The sequence below is a fragment of the Curtobacterium sp. MCBD17_021 genome, assembly GCF_003234525.1.
Classification (GTDB): Bacteria; Actinomycetota; Actinomycetes; order Actinomycetales; family Microbacteriaceae; genus Curtobacterium.
The window spans coordinates 1-24,120 of sequence record NZ_QKTS01000008.1 but is presented as its reverse complement, the minus strand read 5'-3'; the positions used below and the strand labels follow the sequence as shown (position 1 = coordinate 24,120).

The following is a 24,120-nucleotide window of genomic DNA, read 5'->3' as shown; positions in this document are numbered from 1 at the left end:
GCGAGGGATGCAACAGCGTTCGCTAGACCAACCTCGTGTAGCGGACTCCGGCCTCGTGGTAGCCGCGGCGCTGGTAGAAGCGGTGCGCGTTGTCGGTCGCCGCGGCACTGACGGCGGACAGTCGGCGTGCGCCCTGCTCGGCCGCCCACGTCTCGAAGGTGCCGAGGAGCGCGGAACCGGTGCCGTGCCTCCTGGCCGTGGGGTCGACGACCAGCAGCAGGAGCTGCGCGGTCGGCTCGTCACCGGCGTAGGTCCACGTGACCTGCGCTCCGGCGACCGCGATCGGTCGACCGTCGTCACCGCGGACGACCCAGGTGCGGTGCCCCGCCTCGGACGTGAGGCGCTCGAGCCGCGACCGCATGGCGTCGGGCTCGACCTGGTGCCCGAGCAGGCGCATCAGGTCGGTCACCGCGGCGACGTCGGGTTCGGTCCAGGTGCTGATCGGCTCGGCGTCGGTCATGCCCGCACCCTACCCGCTCGCGACGGCGCCACCGTGTGGTGTGACGCGGCCGGGGTCGGGTCAGTGGGTCGACTGCACCGCACGGAGTCGAGCGAGGACCTCGTCACGGAGCCGCTCCGGGGCGGTCTCCTGGCACGCTCGTTTGACGGTCTCCATGAGCACCACGCCGACACGGTGCTCCGTGAGGCAGTCCTCGCACCCGTCCATGTGCTCGCGGATGTCCGCGGCGTCCTCGTGACGGAGCTCGTCGTGGAGGAACTCCTCGAGCTCCGCCTTCGCCTTCGAGCAGTCGCACCCGCTCATCGTGCGTCCTTCCGGGTCGAGCGGGAACCGGCCGTCGTGGCCGCCCGCGTGCCTGCACCTCGGCCTCGTCCGCGCATCGTCGCCGTCGACGCTGCGTCCGGGACGACACCGGTCTCGCGTGCGTGGTCCGCCAGCAGTCCGCGCAGGAGCCGGCGCCCACGGTGGAGGCGGCTCATGACCGTCCCCACGGGGGTCTTCATGATGTCGGCGATCTCCTGGTAGGAGAACCCTTCGACATCGGCGAAGTAGACGGCCATGCGGAAGTCCTCCGGGATGGCCTGCAGCGCGTCCTTCACGGCGGAGGACGGCAGGTGGTCGATGGCGTCCGCCTCGGCGGACCGCGCCGAGATCGACTGCGTCACGCTCTCCGCGCCGCCCAGCTGCCAGTCCTCGAGCTCGTCGATCGTGCCCTGGTACGGGTTCCGCTGGTTCTTGCGGTACGTGTTGATGAACGTGTTGGTGAGGATCCGGTAGAGCCACGCCTTGAGGTTCGTGCCCTGGCGGAACTGTCGGAAGGCGGCGAACGCCTTGACGAAGGTCTCCTGCACGAGGTCGGACGCATCGGCGGGGTTGCGGGTCATCCGCATGGCGGCGCCGTAGAGCTGGTCCATGAACGGCAGCGCCTGGTCCTCGAACAACCGGCGCAGCTCGTGCTCCGACACCGTCTTCGCGTCGACGGGTTCGTCGTCGACGAGTTCCTCGTCCTCGACGGCGTCGAGCTGCGCCTCGGTCTCCTCGACCAGGTCGTCCGGTGCGTGCTGCGGTTCGTCGGTCGTCATCGCCCGCCAGTCTAGGCGGACGCGGATGTCCGGGCCCTGCGGCTCGGCCAGCGTCGTGACGGCCGACGGCAGCAGGTCCGCGGCGGCCGGTCGTGACGGTGCGAGTGCGATCACCGTGCTCCTCCCGATGGGTTCAGTAGTGTGGTGAACCGATGGCAGCCACGACGCATTCCCGCCCCTGGACCGCCCCCGTCGCGCCGGGCCCGCTCGCCGGGGACGTCGCCCTGCCCGGGTCGAAGTCGCTGACGAACCGTGAGCTCGTCCTGGCGGCCCTCGCGGACGGCCCCTCGACCATCCGGCTGCCCCTGCACTCACGGGACTCCGCACTCATGACGACGGCGCTCCGACAGCTCGGCGTCGGCATCGACGAGGTCGATCCGGCCGCGGGCGACCCGGTGAACCCGTACGGTCCGGACCTCCGGGTGACCCCCGCTGCCCTGCACGGCGGCGCGCGCGTGGACTGCGGCCTCGCGGGCACGGTCATGCGCTTCCTGCCGCCCCTCGCAGCCCTGGCCGAGGGGCCCGTCACGATCGACGGCGACCCCTACGCCCGCAAGCGCCCGATGGCGGCGATCATCCGAGCGCTCGTGGACCTCGGCGTCGACGTCACCGACGACGGTGCGGGCGCGATGCCCTTCACGTTCGTCGGCTCCGGCTCGGTCCGCGGCGGCACGCTCGACATCGACGCCTCGGCATCGTCCCAGTTCGTCTCCGGCCTGCTGCTGTCCGCACCGCGCTTCGACGAGGGCCTGCACCTCCGCCACGTCGGCGAGCGCCTGCCGAGCATGCCGCACATCGCGATGACGATCGACGTCCTGCGCGCCCGTGGTGTCCGGGTCGACGAGCCGACGGTCGGTGAGTGGGTCGTGCACCCCGGTCCGATCGCGGCGCGTGACGTGACGATCGAGCCCGACCTCTCGAACGCGGCTCCCTTCGCGGTCGCCGCGCTCGTGGCCGGGGGGACGGTCCGGATCCGGACGTGGCCGACCGAGACGACCCAGGTCGGCGCCGACCTCGAGACGCTCCTGCCGCTGTGGGGCGCGACCGTGACGCGCCACGGTGCGGACCTGGTGTTCGACGGCGGCGTCGGCGTCCGCGGTGGGGCCTCCCTGCCGGGTGTGGAGCTGGACCTGACCCGCGGCGGCGAACTCGCCCCGGCACTCGTCGCGCTGGCGGCCTTGGCCGACGGCCCGAGCGAGGTCTCCGGCATCGGGCACCTCCGCGGGCACGAGACGGACCGACTCGCGGCGCTCGCCGCGGACGTCAACGGCCTCGGAGGCGCGGTGACGGAACGCGAGGACGGCCTCCGGATCGAGCCGGCACCGCTGTCGGGCGGCGCCTGGGCCGCCTACGAGGACCACCGCATGGCCACCGCCGGCGCCGTCGTCGGGCTCGTGACCGACGGGGTGTCGGTCGATGACATCGGCTCCACCGCGAAGACGCTGCCGCAGTTCCCCGAGCTGTGGGCCGGACTGGTCGCGACCGCCGGGACGAGCGGCGTCACCACCACGGGACAGGGAGGACCGGCATGAGCTGGTGGGACGACACCGACGGCGGGGACGAGGACGAGCCGTACGGCCAGTACGACGAGTCGAGCGTCCGGGTGCGGCCGAACCCCAAGGGGAACCGGCCGCGGACGAAGACCCGCCCCACCTACGAGGACGCCCCGACCGGTTGGGTGACGAACGTCGACCGCGGGCGCTTCGGCGTGCTCGTGTCGGGTGACGACGGCGAGCACGTCATCACCGCGACGAAGGCCCGGGAGCTCGGCCGGAAGTCCGTCGTCACGGGCGACCACGTCTCGCTGACCGGTGACGTGTCCGGCGACGAGGGCACCCTCGCCCGCATCGTCCGCGTCGCCGACCGGACGACCCTGCTCCGTCGGAGTGCGGACGACTCGGACGAGGTCGAGCGCGTCATCGTGGCGAACGCCGACCAGATGCTCATCGTGGTGGCCGCGGCGGACCCCGAGCCCCGGCCCCGCCTGATCGACCGGTACCTGGTGGCCGCGTTCGACGCGGGCCTCGACCCGGTCCTCTGCATCACGAAGACCGACCTCGCGGACCCGGCACCGTTCCTCGCGCACTTCGCCTGCCTCGACCTGCGCATCGTGACGAGTCGAGCCGACGACGTGCCGCACGAGGCACTGCACGAACTCCTCGACGGCAAGGTGACCGTCACCGTCGGGCACTCCGGCGTGGGCAAGTCGACCCTCGTGAACGCACTGACCGGCTCCACGCGGGCGATCGGTGTCGTGAACTCCGTGACCGGGCGCGGTCGGCACACGTCGTCGTCGTCCGTCGCGCTCCGCGTCCGCGACGGCGGCTGGATCATCGACACCCCGGGGGTGCGGTCGTTCGGGCTCGGGCACGTCCAGCCGGAGAACGTGTTCCGGGCGTTCGCGTCGCACGCGGTGCCGGTGCAGGACGCCCCGGACGGCATCCCGCTCCACCAGGCGCACGACTGGGAGATCGTCGACCGGGTGGCGGGCGGCGAGCTCGGACCGACGGGCATCGAGCGGCTCGACTCGTTCCGCGCGCTCCTGACGGGCATGGGCGCCGAGGACCCCGGCACGGCGTAGCCCGACAGCACGGCCGTCCTCCTGACCGCCGGTACGCTGGCGCACGTGGACCTCAGCGCCGATCTGGACTTCGCCCGCTCCCTCGCCGACACCGCCGACGCGATCAGCCTCGACCGGTTCCGAGCCGCCGACCTGCGCGTCACGGAGAAGGCCGACCACACCGCGGTCACCGACGCCGACCAGGCCGTCGAGCGGGCGCTGCGCGAGCGGCTCGCCGTCGAACGCCCGGACGACGCGTTCCTCGGCGAGGAGACCACCGCGGACACCGGCGCCGACGCGCTGAGCGAGGGTCACCGGCAGTGGGTGGTCGACCCGATCGACGGCACCGCGAACTACCTGCGCGGCGTCCCCGTGTGGGCGACCCTCATCGCGCTGGTGGTCGACGGCCGTCCGGTCCTCGGCGTCGTCAGCGCCCCCGCCCTCGGCAAGCGCTGGTGGGCGGCCGAGGGCCTCGGGGCGCACTCGTTCGACGGGCCCCTGCACGTGTCCGGCGTCGCCGCCCTCGCAGACGCCAGCCTCAGCTACAACTCGCTGCAGCAGTGGGACGACGACGACCGGCTCGACGCGCTCGTGACGCTGTCCCGCCGCGTCTGGCGTACCCGCGCCTACGGCGACATGTGGTCGTACATGATGGTCGCCGAGGGCGTCCTCGACGTCGCCGGTGAGCCCGACCTCAAGCCGTGGGACATCGCCGCCCTCGTCCCGATCGTCGAGGAGGCGGGCGGGCGTCTCACCTCGCTCGACGGCGACCCGGGGCCGTGGCACGGCAGCGCGCTCGCCTCCAACGGTCTGGTCCACGACGCCGTCGTCGAGGTCATCCGCCGGGCCTGACCGGCACCGGGACGGGCCCGCCGCCGCACAGGCCGGGTCCCGAGCCCGTCGGCAGCGCCGACGGCCGGGAGGCCCGACCAGCCTCAGTCCGCTCGGCGCGCCTCGGCGACGTGGTCGCCCTCGGTCGTCCGGTCCGCCGTGTGGCGCCCCGACCCGTCTCCCCCGGTGGACCCGTGACCGCCGCCGGCGCCCTCGTCCCGCTTCGCTGCGCGCCGGCGCACGAGCAGGTCGAGCACCGCGAGCACGAGCGCCAACGCGATGAGCGACACCGTGAACGTGGTGCCGCTCCGGAAGGCGTCGTGGTACGCGTCCAGACGGTCGCCGGACCCGGACCCCGACGACTCGCTCCGCACGATGCCGTAGAAGATGCTCGTCGCGACCGCCGTGCCGATGGCCGTGCCGACACGCTGCCCGAGCTGCTGCATCGACCCGGCGACCCCGGACTGCTCCACCGGGATCTCGGCGAGGGTCAGGGTCTGGTTCGGCGAGACGACGAAGCCGCCGCCGAGGCCGCCGACGAGGAACGCGCCGGCCATCGCCCATGGCGTGACCTCCGGTGGGGTGAGGACCGCGGCGAGCATGAGGAGCACGAACCCGACGACGACCGCCGCGAGGCCGGCGACGACGAGCGCCCGACCGATCCGGTTCACCACGCGCCCACCGATGTAGGAACCGACCGCGCTCGTGATCGCGAACGGGATGCTCACCATGCCGGCGAAGACCGGGGCGAGGCCGAGGCCCTCCTGCAGGTACAGCGTCACCATGAGGAAGGACGCCGGCAGGGCGGCGAAGTACACCGCGACGATCACCAGGCCGTTCCGGTACGACGACAGCCGGAAGAGCTCGAAGTGCACGACGGGCGACTTCCCCCGCCGCTTGTACCCCTGCTCCCACAGGATGAACGCCACGAGGAACACCGCGAAGACCACGAGCCAGAGCCATCGCACAGCCGATCCGCCGCCTCCCGAGGTCGTCACGAACGGCAGCATGAGCGAGACGATCGCGACGCCCAGCAGCAGGATCCCGACGATGTCGAGTTCGCGGTCCGACGCCGCGCCCTGCGACCCGCGGGGCAGGAGCCGCCAGGCGAAGAACAGCGCCACTGCCCCGAGCGGCACGTTCATCCAGAACAGCAGTCGCCAGCCGTCCTGCTCGCCGCCGAGCGCGATGAGCCCGCCGCCGATGGTCGGGCCGAGGGCCGTCGCGACGCCGATCACGGCGCCGAAGAGCCCGAACGCCCGTCCGCGTTCGGCACCGCGGAACAGCTGCTGGACGAGACCGATCACCTGCGGCATCTGGGTCCCGGCGGCGAACCCCTGAAGGATCCGGGTGACCATGAGCACCTCGATGGTCGGGGCGACGGCGCAGAGCAGGCTCGAGACGGTGAACGCCACGAGTCCGATGACGAAGAGGAGCCGCCGGTTCTTGAGGTCGCCGAGCCGCCCCGCCGGGACGAGCGCGAGGCCGAACGCGAGCGCGTAGCCGGCGACGATGAGCTGCAACGACGAGCTCGTGGCGTCGAGGGACTGCTCGATCGACGGGAGTCCGACGTTCACCTTCGACAGGTCCAGGATCGTCAGAGCCGCCACCGCGACGCACACCCCGAACGCCCGCCACCGCTGCTGGTCCTCAGTCCGCTGTTCCACCGCACCTGTTGTACGCGGGTGGACCCCCACGCCTCACCGGGTCTGTACCCCGCTCGGTACCACGGCGACCTGGGGACGGGGCAGAAGACCCCCCGGACTGGGGGCAGGGCGATCCGGATGGTCGACTGACGATCGTCTCGGCGCGGTCGATGGTGGGTTACCGTTCTCCTGGCGGCAGGTCAGTACCCGTCGGGATCCCTGGTCCCGGAGTGCGCCGGCCCGCCGTCATCTCGTCCGAAGACCCTAACCCGAGGGGTGATCACGACGATGACATCATCGTTCCCGAGCGGAACCGAGCCCACCCAGGCTCGTCGTCCGCGATCTGTCCACACGTCGAACCAGTCAGCGAGCCGGGCCACCCACCCGTCGCTCGCCGGCACCACCCTCCGCGGGGCCACCCACCTCGCCGCGGGCTCCCCCGTCGCCGGCTCCCCCGGCGGTCCGTCCTGCTCCCCCGTCCCTGGCGCCGGAGGCCGGTGAGTCCTGATGGAACTCACCGGTCGACGCACTGAGGTCGGCCGGATCACGACCCTCGCAGCACTCCCCCGGGAGTCCGCGCTGGTCGTCGTCGGCGACCCCGGCTCCGGACGCACGAGCGTCCTCGACGCGGCCAGCAGCCGTGTCCCCGTCCCCGTCGTCCGCATCGGTGTCAACGGGACCGAGTCCCGTTGGCCGCTCAGCGGTGTGACGACCCTCTTCGGCGCGCTCGACGATCCTCGGGCCGCCGCACACGTCACGAGGATCCTCGGCAGCGTGCGCGACGCGGAACCGTCCCGAGCGGTCGTCGTGGCGCACGACCTCCTCGCCACGCTGCGCACCCTGCGGCTCCCGCCGACGCTCGTCCTCATCGACGACCTCGACCGGATGGACCCGGCGAGTCAGACGCTCATCGCGTTCCTCGCCGGTCGGCTGGCCGGCACGTCGCTGCGCATCGTGGCGACGGTGTCGAGCCTGCCGTCCAGCGGTCCGCTCGCCGCCCTGCCCTCGATGCGCCTGGAGGCCCTCCCCGCCGACGAGGCCCTGCTGCTCGCCCGGAGCATGGCCGCCGACGACGCGAACGACGGCGTGCTGGCGGTCGTCGCCGAGCAGACCGCCGGCAACCCCGGCGTGCTCCGCGAACAGCTCGGCATGCTCCGGCGGGAACAGCTGCTCGGCTCCGAGCCGCTGGTGCTGCCGTTGCGCCCGACCCCCACCATCGCCCGGATCGCGGCCTCCGCCGTCGCCGGGGTCGGCAGCCGTGACCTCGAGGTCCTGTCCCGCCTGGCACTGGTGCCCGTCACCCGTGCGGGCGGACCGGAGTGGGACCGGGACGTCGTGGAGGACCTCGCGGCCCTCGGCCTCGTCACGGTCCGCGGGCCGTCGATCGCGGTCCGCTCGCCACTCGTGCGCTCGTGGCTGCACTGGGGGATGCCGACGCGTGACCGACGCGCGGCCCATGCCGAGCTCGCCGCGTCGGCCGACCGGTCGGACCCGCATGCCGCTGCGTGGCACCGGAGCTTCACCGCGGACGAACCGGACGCGGTCGCGTTGCTGCACGCAGCACGGGCCTACGCCGCCGAGGGCGAACCAGGTGCCGCGGTCACGCTCACCGAACGGGCCCTGCACGTCGGGACGCATTCCGAGTCGGAACACCTGGCACTCCTGGCCGTCGCTGAGGTGCTGCTCGCACGCCGGCTCCTCGGCTACGCGGCCCGGTACCTCGCCGCGATCGAGCCGTTCGCGTCCCGCCTCGACGACGTGCGCCGCCTCCGGCTGCACCATTCGGTGCAGTACCTGAGCGGCGAAGCGGTCGAGGGGGACGAACTCCTCGTCCCCGAAGACGCCGCGGACGCTGCCGAGGCGACGGCCGTCGCGGGTCTCGTGGTCATGGTCGCCAGCTTCCGGGCGGAGGCATGGGAGCTGGACCAGGCCCGGGCACTCCTGCAGCGCGCCGAACCGTACGAGCGTGACCTCCCCGCGCCGACCGCGCAGGTCCTGCAGGCGGCACGGACCATGGTGGCCGCGGTCGCCGCTTCCCTCCCACCGGACCAGGACCTGCACGACGGCCTCGCCACGCCGGCCCTCCTCGCACTGTCCGAGCCGGCGCTGCTCATGCTCGCGCACGCACTCAGCCTGTCCGACCGACACCGCAGCGCCCAGCGCGTGTTCGCGCTGGTCCTCACCCGGTCCACGCAGACGGCGCCGGTGTGGATCGAGGCCGCGCGGTACCTCAGCGCGGAGAACGAGGTGCGATCGGGGGACTTCCGCCTCGCCCGCCGGGCGATCGACGTCTGGGAGTCCGGGTCGAGCGTGGTCGAGCGTCTCCGGGAGCCCTCGCGGGCGATCGCGATCGCGTGGCGGTCCTTCATCCAAGGGCGTCCGCAGGCGTCCCTCGACGTCCTCGACCGGTGTCTCGCGGTCCGGTCCACGAGTGGGCTGTGGGGTGCGACGGCGAAGCTGCACGCGTTCCGTGGTCGGGTCCTGCTGTCCGAGGACCGACCGGCCGAGGCGGTCACCGCGCTCGAGACGGCGGACGCGATCGGCCGCACCCTGCGGAACCCGACGATCCTCCGCCACCTCGGGGACCTCGTCGAGACGTACGTCCGTCTCGGCCGGATCGACGAAGCACGGTCCACCACCGCTCGGCTCGCTGCCGACCACCGGGCGCACCCGTCCCGCTGGGGTGCCCTCGTGCTGGCGCGGAGCCTCGCGCTCGTCGCCGACGAGGACACCAGGGAGGCCGCACGACACCGGGCGCTCGTGCTGTTCGAGCCGACCGACTCGCAGTACGAGCGCGGGAGGACGCTGGCCGCTCTCGCCGCGACGAGCACCGGTCCGGACCGGGCACGGCTCGGCGCGACGGCTGCGGCGGCCTTCGAGGCCGCGGGACTCCGGCGTCCGCTCGTCGCGCCGCACGACGAGGCGGCGATGCCACCGCTCGGCCCCGGTGTCCCGCACGGCGCGGACGGCGACGGGGTCCGCGCCGCTCAGTCCGGCGTGGCGCCGGTCGGCACGGCGCGGATCGTCGCCGCACCGTCGCTGACGACACCGGGGAGCGCTCCGGACGCCGTCCCGGTCCTCCCCCTGCTCACCGCCGAGGAGCAGGCCGTGGTGCAGAAGGTGACCGAGGGGTACCGCAACCGCGAGATCGCCTCGTCGCTCTACATGTCGCAGCGGACGGTCGAGCTGCGGCTCACGCAGATCTACCGGAAGGTGGGCGCTCGGTCGCGCTCGCACCTGGTGGCGCTGCTCGGGTAGCGCCCGCCCCGTCGGAGCTCCGCTGCCCGAGGACCGCCGTCGTCCGTCCCCGCCTGACCCGGGGACGGGCGGCGGCCCCGGCCTCGCTCTCGTCCGCTCCCGTGGCTCCGGCTCCGGTTCCGGCTCCGGCTCCCAGTGAACGCCAGCGCCTCGTCTGGGACGATGGCGGCTTGACCACGCTGCCCGCCTCCGCCGTGTTCGGCGCCCTCCTCATCGGCGCCGTGCTGCCCCTCGTGCCGTTCCTCGGACGCATCGCCCGCCTCGCCGCGACGATCGCGCACGAGGTCGGCCACTGCGTCGTCGTCGTGCCCTTCGGCGGCCGCATCCGGCGCATCGACCTGCACCCGGACGGGTCGGGCGAGGCGTGGGTGTCCCTCGGCCGGGTCCCCGGGGCCGTCCGGTGGCTCGTCCGGGTGCTGAACCTCTTCGCCGGGTACAGCGCGCCGCTCTGGGCCGGCGTGCTCCTCGTCACCGGTGCGGTCGTCGGCTCACCCTGGCTGCCGGTCGTCGTGCTCGGCGTGGTCGGTCTGGTCGCCCTGGCCTTCGTCCGGAACTGGTTCGGCCTGCTCGTCGTCGTCGGGTTCGACGCCCTCGCGCTGTGGGTTGCCCTCCGGCCCTCCGAGCTCACCCTGCTCGTCGTCGCGGCCCTCGGCGCCGCGTTCCTGGTCGACGGGCTCCGCTCCCTGCTCCAGGTACTCCGCTGGCTGCTGACGGGGGCACGGGTGCAGACGGACTTCCACATCGCCGCGGCCGAGATGCGGCTGCCCGCCGTCGTCTGGTTCGTGCTGTTCCTCGCGGTCAACGGGCTCGCGGTGTGGGCTGCCCGCGAACCGCTGCTGGCCGTCCGGGACACCGTGGTGGTCGGCATCGGGGCACTCGTCGGCGCTTAGGCCGCGGCTCCGAGGTCGTCGGCGTGCGTCCTGCCCAGCTCTCCCCGTCGCCGGTGGCGGGCCGACGACGCAGGCCCGTCGACCCGCGCCGTAACGCGACGCCGCATTCGCTCACACTCCCCGCCGGGCCTGCGAGAGTACCGGCCACGACGGCAGTACGGAGGTGGATCGATGGCCCACGAACGACACGGGTTCGCGACCGAACAGGTGCACGGCGGGTTCCTGCCCGACGCCGGACACGGCGCACGCGTCCCCGCGATCCACATGTCGTCGGGGTTCCTCTTCGACGACGCCGCGCAGGCCCGAGACCGCTTCGCGGGAGCCGACGACGGCTACACGTACACCCGGCTCGGCAACCCGACGAACGGTGACGTCGAGCGTCGCGTCGCCCTGCTGGAGCACGGTGTCGAGGCGATCCTGGTCGGCAGCGGCCAGGCGGCGGCGACGGTCGCGTTCCTCGGGCTGGTCGCCGCGGGTGACCACGTGGTCAGCGCCGCGAGCATCTACGAGGGGACGCGGGGGTTGCTCCTGCAGAACCTCGGGCGGCTCGGCATCGAGGTCGACTTCGTCGCCGATGCGCGCGACCTCGACGCGTGGGCCGCCGCGGTCCGTCCCGAGACGAAGCTGTTCTTCGCCGAGACGATCCCGAACCCGAAGAACGACGTCCTCGACATCTCCGGCGTCGCCGAGGTCGCCCACCGCGCCGGGGTCCCGCTCGTCGTGGACAACACCCTGGCCACCCCGTACCTCGTGCAGCCGGTCGACCACGGCGCCGACATCGTCATCCACTCCGCGTCGAAGTTCCTGTCGGGCCACGGCGCCGGTCTCGGCGGGGTCGTCGTCGACGGCGGCCGGTTCGACTGGAGCGCCACACCCGAGCGTTGGCCGCACCTCACCCGGCCGGACCGGTTGCTCGGCGGCGCGAGCCACGTCGAGCGCTCCGGCCACCGCGCGTTCATCGCGTACGCGCGGGAAGTCGTCGCGGCCCGCATCGGCCCGGCCCCGTCGCCCTTCAACGCGTTCCTCCTCCGACAGGGCATCGAGACGCTGTCGCTCCGGGTCGAGCGCCACGTCGCGAACGCGCTCGCCGTGGCCACGTGGTTGGAGGCGCAGCCGGAGGTGACGAGCGTCGACCACGCGGGGCTCGCCTCCAGTCCGCACCACGACCTCGCCCAGCGGTACCTGCCCCGCGGTGCCGGGTCCGTGTTCGCCTTCACGCTCGCCGGCGGCGAGCCGGCCGCGCACGCTCTCATCGACGCCGTGACGCTGTTCAGCCGGATGACCCACCTCGGCGACGTCCGGTCGCTCGTGCTGCACCCCGCGTCGACCACGCACGCCGGCAGGACTCCCGCGGAACGCGCCGCGCAGGGCATCGGCGACGGGCTCGTCCGCCTGTCGGTCGGCATCGAGGACGTCGCGGACCTCATCGGCGACCTGGAACGCGGCTTCGCCGCCGTGCGCCGAGCCGCCGTCGTCGGCCGGGAGGCCCGCCCCGCCTCCGCCGCGACCGTCGCCGGAGCGCGCTGATGGCCGGCCTGCAGCACATCGGCTACTTCTTCTCGCGCGGGTTCGGTCCGCAGGCGTGGGGCCGGGCGGACTGGCACTGGGGGTACGACTGGACGAGGCCGGACCTGTACCAGCAGTCGGTGCGGGCGCTCGAGGACGCAGGGTTCGACCTCGTCATCGCCGAGGACGCCGTCTCGCTCGGGGACCCGTCGACGCTCGACCTCCGGATCCGGCAGGCGTACGGGGGTCCGAAGCACGACCCGCTCCTGCTCGCCCCGTGGCTGTTCGCCGCCACCCGGCACATCGGCGTGGCACCGACGGTGAACGCCGGGGTCACGCCGCCGTACCTCGCCGCTCGGCAGCTCGCCACGCTCGCGCACCTGTCGTCCGGCCGACTCGGCGTCAACGTCGTCACGGACGTGGGCAGCGCCCGGCACGCCGGCCTCGACCCGTTGCCGCACGACGCCGCCTACGACCGCGCCGAGGAGTGGATCGGGCTGCTCCGACGCCTCTGGCACTCGTGGGGTCCCGGGTACGTCGGCTCCGAGTCGGACTGGCACTTCGCCGACGGGGCCGCACTCGACGCGTTCACCCACGAGGGCCGGCACTTCCGCACCGCCGGGCCGCTCAACGCCCTCCCCCTCGACGACGACCCCGTCGTGGTCTCCCCCGGCGGCTCGGGCCGCGGCCTCGGCTTCGCGGGGGCGTACTCCGACGTGCAGCTCGCCCTCGCGCCCCTGTCCGCGGCAGCCGTCTCGGCCTACCGGCGGAAGGTCCACGACGCCGCAGCGCTCGCCGGCCGCAGCCTGACCGACCTGCGCGTCCTGTTCGTCCTCAAGCCCGTCCTGGTCTCCTCGGCCGCCGAGGCCGACCGCATCGTCGAGGCATCACGGCACCCGTCGGACGACGACCTGCGCGCCGTGGCCCTGGCGTTCTCGAGCGACTCCGAGACCGACCTGCTCGCGCTCGACCTCGACGCCCCGATCCCGGACGGCACCTTCGCCGACCACGTCTCGGCCGGCACCGTCCGTGGTCTCGTCGGCGACACACCGGACGCTCCGCTGCGCGAGCTGCTCACCCGCAAGGCCCGACTCGGCCGCGTCGCCGACCGGTCGGGGTTCGTCGGGACGGCGGACGAGTTCGCGGACTTCATCGAGGAGCTGGCCACCGACGCGGACAACGACGGCGTGATCCTGTCCGGCGACCTGCACCCTGCGCAGGTCTACCGGATGCTCGGCGACCTGGTGCCGGTGCTCCGGCAGCGCGGGCTCCTGCGTCGCGAGTACGGCGACGGGGGCATCCGCGCCAACCTGTTCGACTTCTGACCCCTCGCTACTTCTTCTTGTCCGACTTCTTCTTGTCCGACTTCTTCTTGTCCGACTTCTTCTGGTCCGACTTCTTGCCGCCGTCCTGCTTCTCGTCCGACTTCTTGCCGGCGTCCTTCTTCTTGTCGGACGTCTTCTTGTCGGACTGCTTGCTGCCGTCCTTCTTCTTGTCCGACTTCTTCTTGTCCGACTTCTTCTTGTCCGACTTCTTGCCGCCGTCCTGCTGGTCCACGTCAGCGGCCCCGCCCGTTGCGTCGTCGTCGTCCGGGGCCGCGACCCCGTCGACCGGCTCGACGACCACCGTTCTGCCGGTGTCCGCGAGGACGTCGACCGCCTGCTCCTCGACCACCGGAGCGAGCGCGTCCTCGACCCGCTCGACCACGATCTCGGCACCGGACTCGGCCAGTCGCAGCAGCGCCTGGGCGGCCCGGAGCCTCGTCGTCGACCGACGGGCCAACGCGTCCGCACGCGCGGACTCGAGGAAAGTCCGCAGCGCGCGCTCCGGCTGGCTCCGGCCGCGCGGAGCCGAACGGTCGAGCCGGTCGAGCTCACCCGCGACACCGGCGACGTCGTCCTCGACGTGCTCGTGGCGTACGGACTCGACCAGCGCGGCGACCGCTGCGGCTGCCTCCTCGACCGCGGGATCCCGCTGGTCCAGCACCACGAGCATCTCGAAGACCGCGCCGTAGGACATCGTCTCGAGCCGGACCGGCTCGGCACCCCGCCCACGGAGCACCAGGCGCGCGTCGGGTTTCGGCAGCCAGGCGACGACGGCTGCGACCGAGGCGACCGACCCGACGATGCGCTCGTACTCGGCCAGGCCCAGACGGTCCTGCTCTCGCAGTCGGACTCGGATCGCGATCTCCTGCACGGGGTACCTCTCGCTCGGGACGGCGTCGGCGGGGTGCGGCACCGTGCCCCGGAGCGTAGTCCTCACGCCCGGCAGCTCCACGAACGGGCAGGCCGCCGTCAGCACCCGGACGAGCAGAACGCCCGGGCATGCAGAACGCCCCGCACGGTCCGGGGACGGTGCGGGGCGTTCGGTGACGACTCACGTGACAGTGGTCCGACGATCGGCAGGTGGTGGAGATGGGGGGAATCGAACCCCCGTCCATCGCTGCAATTCGACGTCTTCTACGGGCGTATCCGGATGTGCGTTCTGCTCGGCCCCGTCCGTTGCTACCGGCTTCTCGGACGACAGGCCCAGTCTCAGTGCAAGTCCCGCACGGCCCTGAGGCACAACCGCGCAGCAAGTCCCCTGGATGACGCCGGACTCAGGTTAGGGAACGATCACCTGGCCGACGGACTTCATGTGCTGGGCTGCTTACGCAGCGAGAGCGAAGTCAGTGCGCTTGGAATTGGCACTTGTTGTTTTCCACGGATCGTTGACGAGATGACCGTGGGTCCTCGGCCCGCTTCCCGTCGGCACACAGGCGATGTCGAAACCGATCATCCCCATGCAGGCCGTCGTGCGGACCACTGTCACGCTGTTGAGTTGTCACGCCTGCGGCCCCGGAGGGTACTGGTGCAGGCAGCTGTTCAGTCTACCGGCTGAACGGTGTCGACGCTAGTCGGCCCGGCTGATCACTCGCCGAGACGGTTCCGTGAGCGCATGGCCCGCTCGGCCTCACGCTTGTCGGTCTTCTCGCGCAGCGCCTGGCGCTTGTCGAACTCGCGCTTGCCCTTCGCGACCGCGATCTCGACCTTGGCTCGACCGTCCGAGAAGTAGATCTTCATCGGGACGAGGGTGTAGCCACCCTGCGACGTCTTGTGCGAGATCTTCACGATCTCCTGCTTGTGGAGGAGCAACTTCCGCTTGCGTCGCGGCGCGTGGTTGTTCCACGTCCCCTCGGTGTACTCGGGGATGTGCACAGCGTCGAGCCAGGCCTCTCCCGCGTCCACGAAGGCGTACCCGTCGACGAGCGATGCCCGTCCTTCGCGCAGGGACTTCACCTCGGTGCCGCTGAGGACCATGCCGGCCTCGTACGTGTCCTCGATGAGGTAGTCGTGGCGCGCACGACGGTTCGTCGCGACGACCTTCTCCCCGCGTTCCTTCGCCATGCCCGGCTCCTTCTCGATGGTGTGCGCTCGCCCCTGCGAGCCGCCCAGCATATCGAACACCGACGGGCCCGCGCACCTTCCCGGTCCACGGGCCCGTCGTGGGCGGTCGGAGCCGCCGGGTCAGACCTTGAGGTAGCGACGGATGGCGATCGACGCCGACACCGCCGCCAGGATCACGCCGATCACGATCACCGCCGGGACGACGATGGCCGCGTCGTCCATCCCGATGAACGCCGTGCCCGAGAAGCGCTTCGTCAGGTAGTTCCGGACGAAGAACCACACCACCGCCAGGATCGCGCCGCCAGCCAGGACAGCGCCCACCGCGGCGGCGATCACCCCCTCGAGCACGAACGGCGTCTGGATGAAGCGGTTCGACGCGCCCACCAGCCGCATGATGCCGAGTTCGCGGCGTCTCGAGAACGCCGACAGTCGGATCGTCGTCGCGATGAGCAGCACCGCCGCGATGAGCATGAGGGACGCGATGCCGATCGCCGTGTACGACGAGGCGTTCAGCAGGTTGAAGATCGGCTGCAGGTACCCGCGCTGGTCGACGACGCTCTGCACGCCCGCGACCTTCGACAGGCTCTCGACGAGCACGTCCGCCTGCGACGGGTTCTTCAGGTTCACCCAGAAGGTCTCGTTGAGGTACTCGGGCTTGACGAACTCCGTGGCCGGCGAGTCCTTGAACTGCTGCTTGAACCGCGTGTAGGCGTCCTGCTGGTCCTCGAAGTACGACTTCTCGATGTACGGCTGCAGCGTCGACGACTCGAGCTGCTGCTTGATCTGCGCGCGCTGGTCGTCGGTGGCCTTCGCGCCGGTGCAGTTGCCCGTGGTGTCGGTGTCGGTGCACAGGTACACGGCGACCTGGGCACGGTCGTACCAGTACCCCTTCATCTGGTTGATCTGCATCTGGAGCAGGATCGCGGTGCCGACGAAGGTCAGCGAGATGAAGGTCACGAGGACGACCGACACCACCATCGAGGCGTTCCGGCGGAGGCCGGAGCCGACCTCGGCCATGACGAGACCGAGCCTCATCGGATGAGCCCCGGGATCGTCTGGATGCCGGTGGTGTTCGACACGGTGCCACGCTGGATCGGCAGCGCCTGGGTCTGGTAGCCGCCGGCCTGCTCGTCACGGAGGACCGTGCCGCCGGAGAGCTCGATGACCCGTCGCTGCATCTGGTTGACGATGCTGGCGTCGTGCGTGGCCATGAGGATCGTCGTGCCTCCCTGGTTGATGCGTTCGAGGAGCGCCATGATGCCCGCCGAGGTCGTCGGGTCGAGGTTGCCCGTCGGCTCGTCGGCGAGCAGGACAGCCGGCTTGTTGACGACCGCGCGGGCGATCGCGACGCGCTGCTGCTCGCCACCGGAGAGTTCGTGCGGCATCCGGGTCGCCTTGCCGGAGAGCCCGACGAGCTTGAGGACGTCGGTGACGGACTCGCTGATGAAGCCCTTGCTCTTGCCGATCACCTGCAGCGAGAACGCGACGTTGTCGAAGACGTTCTTGTTCGGCAGCAGCCGGAAGTCCTGGAACACGACGCCGAGGTTGCGACGGAAGTACGGGACCTTGCGGGACGACAGTGCGCCGAGCCGCTGGCCGAGGACGTGGATCTGCCCGCGGGAGGGCTTCTCCTCCTTCAGGACGAGCCGGAGGAAGCTCGACTTCCCGGAGCCGGACGCACCGACGAGGAAGACGAACTCACCCTTGAGGATCTCGAGGGTGACGTTGTCGAGAGCGGGACTCGGGTTGCCCGAGTACACCTTGGTGACCTGGTCGAATTTGATCATGACCGGATCAGGGTAGGTCGCGAACCGGTGATCCCGCTCCAGGCGCGCGGCTGGAGGGACCAGCGAGCTCGGTCAGATCGGCCCTGGCTCGCCGCTCAGTCCTCGTCGGGACGCTTCCGCCAGCGGATGCCGGCGTTGATGAAGCCGTCGAGGTCGCCGTCGAACACCGCTGACGGGTTGTTGACCTCGTACTCCGTCCGCAGGTCCTTGACCATCTGGTACGGCGCGAGCACGTAGTTGCGGATCTGGTCGCCCCAGCTGGCCGTGATCGTGCCGGCGAGTTCCTTCTTCTTCGCGTTCTCCTCTTCCTTCTTGAGGAGCAGGAGGCGCGACTGCAGCACGCGCATGGCCGCGGCCCGGTTCTGGATCTGCGACTTCTCGTTCTGCATGGACACGACGGTGCCGGTCGGCAGGTGGGTCAGGCGCACGGCGGAGTCGGTCGTGTTGACGGACTGCCCACCGGGCCCGGACGAACGGAACACGTCGACGCGGATGTCGTTCTCCGGGATGTCGATGACGGCGGTCTCCGGCATGAGCGGGATGACCTCGACCGCGGCGAAGGACGTCTGACGCTTGCCCGCGGCACCGAACGGCGACATGCGGACCAGACGGTGCGTGCCGGCCTCGACCGACAGCGTGCCGAACGCGTGCGGACCGTCGACCTCGAACGTGGCGGACTTGATGCCCGCTTCCTCCGCGTAGGAGGTGTCCATCACGGTGACCTTCTGGTCGTGCTGCTCGGCGTACCGCAGGTACATGCGCATGAGCATCTCGGCGAAGTCGGCCGCGTCGACACCACCGGCACCGGCGCGGATGGTGATGACGGCGGGCCGGTCGTCGTACTCGCCGTCGAGGAGGGTCTGCACCTCGAGCTCGCCCATGGTCTTGGTGATCGCGGCCAGTTCGGCGATCGCCTCGTCAGCGGACTCCTGGTCCTCCGCCTCGTTCGCCATCTCGACCAGGACCTCGAGGTCGTCGAGGCGCTGCTCGGTGGCCGTGAGCTTCTTCAGCTCGGCCTGCCGGTGGGCGAGCGCGCTCGTCACCTGCTGCGCGTGGTCGGTGTCCTCCCACAGGTCGGGCGCGCCGGCCTGCTCGCTCAGCTCCGCGATCTCACGCTCGAGGCGGTCCACGTCGACCACCGAGCGGATGTTCCCGAAGGTCACGCGGAGTGCGTTGAGCTGTTCGGCGATGTCCAGTTCGACCATGGTCCCCGATCCTACCGGCGCTTCCCGGCCGGGAGGACCGGGCCGGCTCCGTCCCGCCGCTCGCGGGACCGGGTCGGCCGGTCAGCGTCCGAGCGACGGTTCCCGGGACGCCATGCCGGCGGCACCCGCGCGCGCCACCGCAGCGGGCAGCGCCGCCAGGAACGCGTCGACGTCGTCGTCCGTCGAGGTGTGCCCCAGTGTGATGCGGAGCGCACCGCGCGCGTCGTCCTCGCTGAGCCCCATCGCGAGCAGCACGTGCGAGGCCTCCGGCACGCCGGCCTGACACGCCGATCCGGTGGACACCGCGACCCCGGCGGCGTCGAGGAGGAACAGCAGCGAGTCCCCCTCGCAGCCCGGGAACGTGAAGTGCGCGTTGCCGGGGAGTCGGTCGTCCGGGTCCCCCATCAGCACCGCGGTCGGCACCGCGGCCCGGACCCCGGCGACGAGCCGGTCACGCAGGTGTCGGACGTCGGCGTGCGGTGCTGCGGCGGCGACCCCGAACGCGGCGGCGGCTGGCGCGTCCTGTGTGCCGCTCCGGACCTGGCGCTGCTGACCACCGCCGTGGATGAGGGGCTCGACGACGGCCCGGCGGCCGAGCACGAGTGCACCGACGCCGACCGGACCGCCGATCTTGTGCGCCGAGACGCTCAGCGCGTCGAGACCCGATGCGGCGAAGTCGACCGGGACCTGGCCGTAGGCGGCGACCGCGTCGCTGTGCACCGGGACGCCGGCCGCGTGTGCGAGGGCGACGATCCGATCGACGGGCTGCACGGTGCCGACCTCGTTGTTCGCCCACAGGAACGTGACGAGGGCGACGTCGTCGGCGGAGGCGAGTCGGGCCTCCAGTCCGGCCAGGTCGACGCGGCCCTGGGCGTCGAGCGGGACGACGTCGACGACGGCGCCCTCATGGCGCTCCAGCCAGTCGACGGTGTCGACCGTCGCGTGGTGCTCGCCGGCGGGCACGACGATGCGCGGACGCCGACGGTCGCGTTGCCGCGCCCAGAACAGGCCCTTCACCGCCAGGTTGATGCTCTCGGTGCCGCCCGAGGTGAAGACGACCTCCACCGGGTCGGCGCCGAGCGACGCGGCGACCCGGGCGCGACCGTCCTCGAGCAGCATCCGGGCCCGCTGGCCGGCGCTGTGGATCGACGACGGGTTGCCGACGGTGGCCAGTGCGTCGGTGAACGCGGCGAGCGCCGCGGGCAGGATCGGCGTGGTCGCGGCGTGGTCGAGGTAGACGGGCACGGGGTACCCCTTTCTGGAGCGTTTTCAGGATACCCGGCTGGCCTCGTACCCTGGTGGCGTGTACGAGACGGCGATCGAGACCATTCCGGGCTTCCGGCTCGACGGCGGCGACCGGCGGTTCGCGCTGCGGTCGGCGACGGCGACCGCGGCGGCGGTGGTCGTCGACGGCCGCGGTCGCTTCGAACTGGCCCGTCAGGGCGAGACGGACCTGTGGGCCGCGGTGACCCCCGGCGTGCAGGTCGGTGACACCTACCACCTGCTCGTGGACGGGCCGACCGGCCCACGGCACGAGTTCGACCCGACGCGGCCGCTCCTGGATCCGTACGCGCGCGGCATCGTCGCGACGAGCGCGGACGGCGCGACCGACGACGAGGCCGGTGCTCCCCGCTGGACGAGCGTCGTGGTGGACGACGGCTTCGACTGGGGCGGGGTCGGCAAGCCCGAGGTGCCCCGCGACCGCGCAGTCGTGTACGAGGCGAACGTCCGGACCCTGACGAGCGCGAACCCCGCCGTCCCCGCTGACCTCCGCGGCACGTACGCCGGCATCGCGCACGAGAGCACCATCGCGCACCTGCAGCGCATCGGGGTGACGACGCTCGAGCTCCTCCCCGTGCAGGCCTTCGACACCGAACGCTGGCTCCGCGAGGCCGGCCGTGAGAACGCGTGGGGCTACAACACGCTCGGCTTCTTCGCCCCGCACGCCGGTCACGCCTCCGCCGCCGCGCGGGCAGCCGGTGCCGACGGTGTCCTCCGCGAGTTCAAGGGCATGGTGCGGCTGCTCCACGAGGCCGGCATCCAGGTCGTCCTCGACGTCGTGTACAACCACACGGCAGAGGAGGGGCTCGGCGGCCCGACCACGTCGCTCCGTGGCATCGACGGGGCGAACCGCTACCGCTGGAACGACACTGACGGCTACTACGACACCACGGGCTGCGGCAACACGCTCGACACCTCGGTGGCGGCGACCGCCGACCTCGTCGTCGACAGCCTCCGCTACTGGGCGCGCGAGGTCCAGGTCGACGGGTTCCGCTTCGACCTGATGGCCGCGCTCGCCCGGGACGCCGACCACGTCTTCGACCCGGAGCACCCGCTGCTCGACCGCATCCGCTCGCACCCGGACCTGCAGGACACGCTCGTCATCGCCGAGCCGTGGGACGTCGGACCGGACGGGTGGCGGACCGGGTCGTTCGGCGCGCGCACCCTCGAGTGGAACGACGGCTTCCGGGACACCGTGCGGAAGTTCTGGCTCGAGGACGTCGCCGACGAACGTCGGCGCGGCGCACCCGACACCGGGATCGGTGGGCTCGCCGGCGCCCTCACGGGGTCGCGCCACCTGTTCGGGGCCGAGCGCGGGCCGTTGTCCGGCGTCAACTTCGTCACCGCCCACGACGGCTTCACCCTCCACGACCTCGTGTCGTACGACCACAAGCACAACCGGGCGAACGGTGAGGACGACCGCGACGGCTCGAACGACAACCGGTCCTTCAACCACGGCATCGAGGGGCAGACGGCCGACCGTGGCGTCCGTGCTGCCCGCGGGCGGTCGATGCGGAACCTCATGGCGACCGTGCTGCTGTCCGCCGGGGTCCCGATGATCACCGCCGGTGACGAGCGCAGCCGGACCCAGAACGGCAACAACAACGCCTACGTCGTCTCGGACGACCTCACTCCGGTGGACTGGTCCGACGACGAGGACGCCGAGTCCATGACCGAGACGGTCGCCGCCCTCACCCGGCTCCGCGCCGCGCACCCGGCACTCCGCCCGTCGCGCTTCGGCGTCCCCGGGCAGACCACGCCGTCGGCGTCCCGGATGACCTGGTACGGCCCGGACGGCCTGCCGATGACCGCCGAGGGATGGGACCAGCCCATCCACCGTGCGCTGCAGTACTTCGTCGAGTCCACGCCGGAGCACGAGCCGTACGACCGGGTGCTCGTCGTCGTGCACGGCAGCGGACGGACCCGCGACCTCACGCTGCCGTCCCGCGAGGACGTCTTCGCGTACCGGTTGGCGTGGTCGAACGAGAAGCACCGGGACCACGACCGACACCGCCCCGCCGGGACCGTCTTCACCGCCTACGGACCCGGCATCCACGTCTTCGAGGTCGTCTGACGGCCCGTCGCGCCACCCCCGGTCCGCGGGCCCCGGAACACCAAACGGGGAACACGGACGGCCCAGCCGGGTAGCGTCTGCTCCGTGGCCTCCGTAGACCGACCCCGGCGTCCGAAGATCGGGCGCATCCCGATCACCGAACTCGCCCCGACGACGCCGAACGGCTTCCCGGGCAAGGGCTTCGACGGGGAGGTGATCACGTTCGGCGCGACCGTCTTCCGGGAGGGGCACGGTGTCATCGGCGCCGACCTCGTCCTCGTCCGGCCCGACGGCGCGACCCGCACCGTCCCGCTGACCCTCGTCGCACCCGGCACCGACCGCTACGAAGCGACCGTCCAGGTCGACGGCGTCGGCGTCTGGGAGTGGCACGTCGAGTCGTTCTCCGACGACTGGGCCAGCTGGGTGCACGGCGCCCGGCTGAAGATCGCCGCCGGTGTCGACACCGAGGCGACCCTGCTCGACGGTGCCGCGCTGCTCGACCGGCTCGCCGCCGAGACCGACTCGCCCGCCGCCGCCCGTGCAGCGGCCCGTGTCCGTGACGAGGACCTCGACCCGGCCGAACGCCTCGCCGCCGTCGACGACCCCCGCATCGTCGCCGAACTGGCCGAGTCGCCGCTCACCTCGCTGCGCACGGTCTCCGCGACCCAGTTGCTCGACGTCGAGCGCACCCGCGCCGGTGTCGGTGCCTGGTACGAGTTCTTCCCCCGCAGCGAGGGCGCCAAGCGCAACCCGGACGGCTCGTGGAAGAGCGGTGACTTCCGCACCGCGGCCCGTCGTCTCCCCGCCGTCGCCCGGATGGGCTTCGACGTCGTCTACCTGCCGCCGATCCACCCGATCGGCACCACCGCCCGCAAGGGACCCAACAACACCCTGACCGCGGGCCCGGACGACCCCGGCAGCCCCTGGGCCATCGGTGGCCCCGAGGGTGGGCACGACGCCATCCACCCCGACCTCGGCACCGAGGACGACTTCCGCGCCTTCGTCGAGACGGCGAAGAACACCGGCATGGAGGTCGCGCTCGACTTCGCCCTGCAGTGCTCCCCCGATCACCCCTGGGTCACCGAGCACCCGGAGTGGTTCACGGTCCGCGCCGACGGCTCCATCGCCACGGCCGAGAACCCGCCGAAGCGCTACCAGGACATCTACCCGATCCAGTTCGACACCGACCCCGAGGGCCTGGTCGCCGAGGTGTTGCGCGTGCTGCGGCACTGGATCGCGTTCGGCATCCGGATCTTCCGCGTCGACAACCCGCACACCAAGCCGCTCTGGTTCTGGGAGCGCGTCATCCGCGAGGTCCGCGACGAGCACCCCGACACCGTGTTCCTCGCCGAGGCGTTCACCCGCCCGGCGATGATGCGGGCGCTCGCCGAGACCGGGTTCCAGCAGTCGTACTCGTACTTCACGTGGCGGAACACGAAGGAGGAGATCGAGACGTACTTCGACGAGCTCTCCCACGAGACGAGCGCGTACCTGCGCCCGAACCTGTTCGTGAACACGCCCGACATCCTCACCGAGTTCCTGCAGTACGGCGGCCGTGCCGGGTACAAGGTGCGCGCCGCACTGGCCGCGACCGGGGCCCCGACCTGGGGCATGTACTCCGGCTACGAGCTCTTCGAAGACGTCGCCCGGCCGGGTTCCGAGGAGAACATCGACAACGAGAAGTACGAGTACAAGCCGCGTGACTTCGCGCTCGCCGAGGCCGAGGGCGCGAGCCTGGCCCCGTACGTGACGATGCTCAACCGCCTCCGGTCGGCGCACCCCGCGCTCCGGCAGCTGCGGAACACCACGGTGCACTCCGCCGAGGACGACGCCATCGTCGTGTACTCGAAGCACCTGCCCGGGCAGTACAACCGGTCGGGCCGGGACGACACCGTGATCGTCGTGGCGAACGTCGACCCGCACTCCGCGCGGGAGACGACCGTGCACCTCGACCTCACCGCCCTCGGGCTCGAGCCCGGCACCGAGTTCGACGTCCGTGACGTCGTGACCGGCGCCCGCTGGACCTGGGGCACCTCCAACTACGTGCGCCTGGATGCCTTCCAGGAGCCCGTGCACCTGCTCGTCGTGGAAGGACCGCACCGATGACCGACCCGAACACACCGGAGCAGAAGACCGCCCAGAACGGCCCCGGCCTGCCTCCGGTCCCGCCCCCGC

General features: G+C 71.9%; 19 protein-coding genes and 1 other RNA gene. 9 read left to right on the top strand and 11 right to left on the bottom strand.

Features of this window, described 5'->3' with window-relative positions:
• Nucleotides 1-22 precede the first annotated feature (22 nt).
• From DEI83_RS08860 to DEI83_RS08850, 3 genes are read right to left on the bottom strand one after another with little or no spacing between them, the layout of a single operon-like run.
• The gene (locus DEI83_RS08860) at nucleotides 23-460 is read right to left on the bottom strand and encodes a GNAT family N-acetyltransferase (protein WP_111081605.1); all 438 of its coding nucleotides are present in this window, start codon (nucleotides 458-460) and stop codon (nucleotides 23-25) included.
• A gap of 60 nt (nucleotides 461-520) precedes the next feature.
• Nucleotides 521-763, bottom strand: coding sequence for a zf-HC2 domain-containing protein (locus DEI83_RS08855; RefSeq protein WP_111081604.1), 243 nt, complete (start codon nucleotides 761-763; stop codon nucleotides 521-523).
• Nucleotides 760-1,542 (bottom strand): sigma-70 family RNA polymerase sigma factor, encoded by a 783-nt coding sequence (locus tag DEI83_RS08850; protein ID WP_111081691.1) that lies wholly within the window; start codon nucleotides 1,540-1,542, stop codon nucleotides 760-762. The genes DEI83_RS08855 and DEI83_RS08850 overlap by 4 nt, the downstream gene beginning before the upstream one ends.
• A gap of 152 nt (nucleotides 1,543-1,694) precedes the next feature.
• Here DEI83_RS08850 and aroA point away from each other — a divergent pair, with 152 nt between their 5' ends.
• Genes aroA through DEI83_RS08835 form a run of 3 tightly spaced genes read left to right on the top strand, consistent with a single transcriptional unit; the run spans nucleotide 1,695 to nucleotide 4,954 of the window.
• On the top strand, nucleotides 1,695-3,074 hold the full coding sequence (aroA, locus tag DEI83_RS08845; RefSeq protein ID WP_111081603.1) for a 3-phosphoshikimate 1-carboxyvinyltransferase: 1,380 nt from the start codon (nucleotides 1,695-1,697) through the stop codon (nucleotides 3,072-3,074).
• Entirely contained in the window at nucleotides 3,071-4,123 is a 1,053-nt protein-coding gene (rsgA, locus tag DEI83_RS08840; protein WP_111081602.1) for a ribosome small subunit-dependent GTPase A, read from the top strand. Before aroA ends, rsgA begins: the two co-directional genes overlap by 4 nt.
• A gap of 45 nt (nucleotides 4,124-4,168) precedes the next feature.
• Complete coding sequence (locus DEI83_RS08835; RefSeq protein WP_111081601.1) at nucleotides 4,169-4,954, top strand: inositol monophosphatase family protein; 786 nt, start codon at nucleotides 4,169-4,171, stop codon at nucleotides 4,952-4,954.
• An 83-nt stretch (nucleotides 4,955-5,037) separates the two neighbouring features.
• On the opposite strand, the gene DEI83_RS08830 is transcribed toward DEI83_RS08835, so the two are convergent.
• Nucleotides 5,038-6,600 (bottom strand): MFS transporter, encoded by a 1,563-nt coding sequence (locus DEI83_RS08830; protein ID WP_258371134.1) that lies wholly within the window; start codon nucleotides 6,598-6,600, stop codon nucleotides 5,038-5,040.
• A gap of 486 nt (nucleotides 6,601-7,086) precedes the next feature.
• Here DEI83_RS08830 and DEI83_RS08825 point away from each other — a divergent pair, with 486 nt between their 5' ends.
• The 4 genes from DEI83_RS08825 to DEI83_RS08810 all read left to right on the top strand — a co-directional run bounded on the left by DEI83_RS08825 (nucleotide 7,087) and on the right by DEI83_RS08810 (nucleotide 13,558).
• Nucleotides 7,087-9,837, top strand: coding sequence for a LuxR family transcriptional regulator (locus DEI83_RS08825; RefSeq protein ID WP_111081599.1), 2,751 nt, complete (start codon nucleotides 7,087-7,089; stop codon nucleotides 9,835-9,837).
• 170 nt (nucleotides 9,838-10,007) lie between these two features.
• A complete protein-coding gene (locus DEI83_RS08820) occupies nucleotides 10,008-10,727 on the top strand; it encodes a M50 family metallopeptidase (protein WP_181431138.1) in 720 nt (239 codons plus the stop codon).
• 171 nt (nucleotides 10,728-10,898) lie between these two features.
• Nucleotides 10,899-12,254, top strand: coding sequence for an O-acetylhomoserine aminocarboxypropyltransferase/cysteine synthase family protein (locus DEI83_RS08815; RefSeq protein WP_111081598.1), 1,356 nt, complete (start codon nucleotides 10,899-10,901; stop codon nucleotides 12,252-12,254).
• On the top strand, nucleotides 12,254-13,558 hold the full coding sequence (locus DEI83_RS08810; RefSeq protein WP_111081597.1) for an LLM class flavin-dependent oxidoreductase: 1,305 nt from the start codon (nucleotides 12,254-12,256) through the stop codon (nucleotides 13,556-13,558). The genes DEI83_RS08815 and DEI83_RS08810 overlap by 1 nt, the downstream gene beginning before the upstream one ends.
• Nucleotides 13,559-13,565: 7 nt before the next feature.
• On the opposite strand, the gene DEI83_RS08805 is transcribed toward DEI83_RS08810, so the two are convergent.
• From DEI83_RS08805 to DEI83_RS08775, 7 genes are all read right to left on the bottom strand, one after another.
• On the bottom strand, nucleotides 13,566-14,471 hold the full coding sequence (locus tag DEI83_RS08805) for a hypothetical protein (RefSeq protein WP_111081596.1): 906 nt from the start codon (nucleotides 14,469-14,471) through the stop codon (nucleotides 13,566-13,568).
• A gap of 168 nt (nucleotides 14,472-14,639) precedes the next feature.
• Nucleotides 14,640-15,015: a transfer-messenger RNA gene (gene ssrA / locus DEI83_RS08800) on the bottom strand.
• 127 nt (nucleotides 15,016-15,142) lie between these two features.
• Nucleotides 15,143-15,619 (bottom strand): SsrA-binding protein SmpB, encoded by a 477-nt coding sequence (smpB, locus tag DEI83_RS08795; protein WP_111052779.1) that lies wholly within the window; start codon nucleotides 15,617-15,619, stop codon nucleotides 15,143-15,145.
• Between the two features lie 120 nt (nucleotides 15,620-15,739).
• Nucleotides 15,740-16,654, bottom strand: a complete 915-nt coding sequence (gene ftsX, locus DEI83_RS08790; protein ID WP_111081595.1) for a permease-like cell division protein FtsX — start codon at nucleotides 16,652-16,654, stop codon at nucleotides 15,740-15,742.
• The gene (ftsE, locus tag DEI83_RS08785) at nucleotides 16,651-17,406 is read right to left on the bottom strand and encodes a cell division ATP-binding protein FtsE (RefSeq protein WP_111081594.1); all 756 of its coding nucleotides are present in this window, start codon (nucleotides 17,404-17,406) and stop codon (nucleotides 16,651-16,653) included. The genes ftsX and ftsE overlap by 4 nt, the downstream gene beginning before the upstream one ends.
• Before the next feature lie 95 nt (nucleotides 17,407-17,501).
• Nucleotides 17,502-18,611: a peptide chain release factor 2 gene (prfB, locus tag DEI83_RS08780; protein ID WP_111081593.1), complete on the bottom strand. Its 1,110-nt coding sequence runs from the start codon at nucleotides 18,609-18,611 to the stop codon at nucleotides 17,502-17,504.
• Nucleotides 18,612-18,692: 81 nt separating this feature from the next.
• On the bottom strand, nucleotides 18,693-19,856 hold the full coding sequence (locus DEI83_RS08775; protein WP_111081592.1) for a cysteine desulfurase family protein: 1,164 nt from the start codon (nucleotides 19,854-19,856) through the stop codon (nucleotides 18,693-18,695).
• Nucleotides 19,857-19,914: 58 nt separating this feature from the next.
• On the opposite strand from DEI83_RS08775, the gene DEI83_RS08770 reads away from it, so the two are divergent.
• Entirely contained in the window at nucleotides 19,915-21,966 is a 2,052-nt protein-coding gene (locus DEI83_RS08770; RefSeq protein WP_111081591.1) for a glycogen-debranching protein, read from the top strand.
• An 84-nt stretch (nucleotides 21,967-22,050) separates the two neighbouring features.
• Nucleotides 22,051-24,051: a maltotransferase domain-containing protein gene (locus DEI83_RS08765; protein ID WP_258371133.1), complete on the top strand. Its 2,001-nt coding sequence runs from the start codon at nucleotides 22,051-22,053 to the stop codon at nucleotides 24,049-24,051.
• Nucleotides 24,052-24,120 lie beyond the last annotated feature (69 nt).